This window comes from Variovorax sp. P4_D9 (assembly GCF_056401695.1).
In genome coordinates, this window is sequence record NZ_JBFUIU010001077.1 from 1 (window position 1) to 2,513 (window position 2,513).

A 2,513-nucleotide genomic window follows, 5' to 3' on the forward strand; every position below is an offset into this window, starting at 1 on the left:
CTCTCGAACTCAGCGCGTGACGTACGCAGGGTGCGCGGACCTGCGTGCCAGCGCCCGCGTTCGGGAAGCGGGCCGCAGGCACGTTCCACTGTGCGGCGCCATGCTTCGGCCCGATCGGCGCGGCTCCAGGGCCAACGCTCTGCAGGGCCACGTACGGTGGCCTCCCACCACTGTGCGCTCGGATGATGAAAACCCAGCACCTGGTCCACCGCAATCCACCATTGCCGGGGCAGCACCGGATCGTGCTGGGCCTGTTCAGGCAGGCGCTCGACATGGCGTGCGAGGTCGTAGCCCAGCACGCCCACCCAGCCACCGACGAAGTCCATGCCCTCGGGACAGTCGCCCTCGAAGCGGATGCTGTCGGCCCGGCCCGTGGCGACCGCCGCGAGCGCTTCGAAGGGATCGGCCCAGGACGCGATCTCGCAGCCGTCCTTTTCCAGGCGGGTCGTGCTTTCGTCTGTGTACAGTGTGGCCAGCGCCGGTCCGGAGATGTAGGACCACTGGGCCTGGCGCGGCATGGGCAGCGCGCTTTCGAGCAGCGCAAAACGTCCCTCGCCGCGCAGCCGCGCCATCGTGCCGCGTGGACCGTCCGGCAGTGCCACGGGGCGAATCATCACTTGGATCTCTGTCATGTCTTCATTCGTTCAGCCATCGCTCCAGCGTCAACGCTTTCATCTACCATCCGATTCGCCCTCGCAGGCGACGCATGCGCGCAAGGTGCTGCAACTGCTGCTGGCGCAAGATGGATCGACCACCCGATTGTGCGAGGCGATCGCCGGGAGGCCGGTCTCGCTGCATGTGATCGAGCAGCGCGTTGCGGATGACGTCCCGACCGAAGTCCGCGCCGCTCTGCCAAGCTCGAGCTTCATCGAACGAATCACCTGCCTGGCCGCACACGGCCAGGTGATGATGGACAACCTGTCGTACATCGCGCTCGATGGCCTGCAGGCAGATGTGCGGCGTGACCTGGAGGGCGGCGTCATGCCGATCGGTCATCTGCTGGGGCGGTTGTGGGTACGCCGCGCCTTTCTTGATGCGGCACCGGTCTTGTACGAGCGGCTCTGGGCTGCGGTCGGCGGGCTGCCCGACGCCGGGGCGTCGCGCACCTACTGCATCCTCACGCCCGAAGGTCCGCGCATGCTGATCGCCGAGACCTACCGGCGCGGCATGCTCATGGAGCGGCCCCCGGCCGGCGCCTGACGCACCGGCAGCGCGCTCAGGCCACGATACACCGCGTTGCCGCTCCAGCGTGGCTGGGCATCGACCAGACGCAGCTGCGGGAACCGATGCAGCAAGCGTCCGAAAACGATCTCGGCCTCCATCAGCGTCAAGTTCGCGCCGATGCACACATGCGGTCCGGCGCCGAAGGACAACAAGCCACCTGGGCGGCGCGCAATGTCCAACTGATCGGCCTGCTCGTAGCGTATCGGGTCGCGGTTGGCGGAGCCAATGAGTGCAACCACCAGATCGCCGCGGCGCAGCTGCTGGCCGTGCAGCACCAGATCGGCCGCCACGCGACGGCCGGTGTACTGCACCGGACTGTCGAAGCGAAGCAGTTCGCGCACCGCGCCCGGCAACAAGGCGGGCTCGTGCCGCAAGCGCTGCCATGGGTCGGGATCGGCGAGCAGCACCTGCAAGCCGTTGCCCAGCAGGTTGCGCGTGGTCTCGTGGCCGGCGAACAGCAGCATCGCGCACTGGGCGAGCAGCTCGGCGCCGGGCTGGATGTCGCCGGCCGCCTCGGCCCGCAGCAGCCGGCTCACGAGGTCGTCGCCCAGTGCGCTCCGACGCTGTGGCACGAGCTGTTCGAAATAGGCGCTCATTGCCAGCAGGCTGGTGCGTGCGCGCCGTGCCTGCTCGAGCGAGGGCATGGGCGCGCCGATGAAGGTCGCCAGATCATCGGACCAGGCGATGAAGTCGCTGCGGTCGTCCGCGGGGATGTCCATCAGCATCGCCATCACCTCGGCCGGCAGCGGCCGCGCGAGTGCCTGCATGAAGTCGAAGCCCTCGTCGGCATCCACGGCGTCGAGCAAGGCGTCGACGCGCCGCTCGATGGCCGGCGCGAACTGCTGCAGAACGTCGCTGCGAAAGCCAGCGTTGAGGACCCCGCGGATGCGCATGTGATCCGGCGCGTCAACAAACAGCATCGCCCGTGCAAAGAGCTGCTGAAAATCCTTCAGCTCGCTGCGCGCGGCCGGGCTTTGCATCACCCAGCCGCCGGTGCGCTGCGCCGAGAACCGCACTGCATTGCGAAGCACGCTGTCGACATCGGCATGGCGGGTCAGGATCCACGCACCGCCGAAGAACTCGTCGCTCCAGTGGATCGGCCCGGCCTCGCGCAGCGCGGCGTAGGTCGGATAGGGGTCGGCGCGAAACGCCGCGTCGATGATCGGGCGGCCGAGCGGGCTCGGCGGCGGCGCCAACAACGCGCTCATTGTTGGCCCCGAGCCTTCAAACCCAGTCGCTCGAACAGCGCCCGGTCGCGCTCGGCCTGCGGATTGCTCGTGGTCAGCAGC

3 protein-coding genes are annotated in these 2,513 nt (G+C 68.4%); 1 reads left to right on the forward strand and 2 read right to left on the reverse strand.

The window, feature by feature from the left end; translation table 11 throughout:
* On the reverse strand, positions 1-632 hold a 632-nt coding region (locus AC1DY5_RS51105; RefSeq protein ID WP_478121929.1), incomplete at its 3' end, for a hypothetical protein.
* 85 nt (positions 633-717) lie between these two features.
* On the opposite strand from AC1DY5_RS51105, the gene AC1DY5_RS51110 reads away from it, so the two are divergent.
* Entirely contained in the window at positions 718-1,200 is a 483-nt protein-coding gene (locus AC1DY5_RS51110) for a chorismate--pyruvate lyase family protein (protein ID WP_478121930.1), read from the forward strand.
* Here the strand turns inward: AC1DY5_RS51110 and AC1DY5_RS51115 are convergent.
* Positions 1,155-2,432 (reverse strand): cytochrome P450, encoded by a 1,278-nt coding sequence (locus AC1DY5_RS51115; protein ID WP_478121931.1) that lies wholly within the window; start codon positions 2,430-2,432, stop codon positions 1,155-1,157. The genes AC1DY5_RS51110 and AC1DY5_RS51115 overlap by 46 nt on opposite strands.
* Positions 2,433-2,513: the final 81 nt, after the last annotated feature.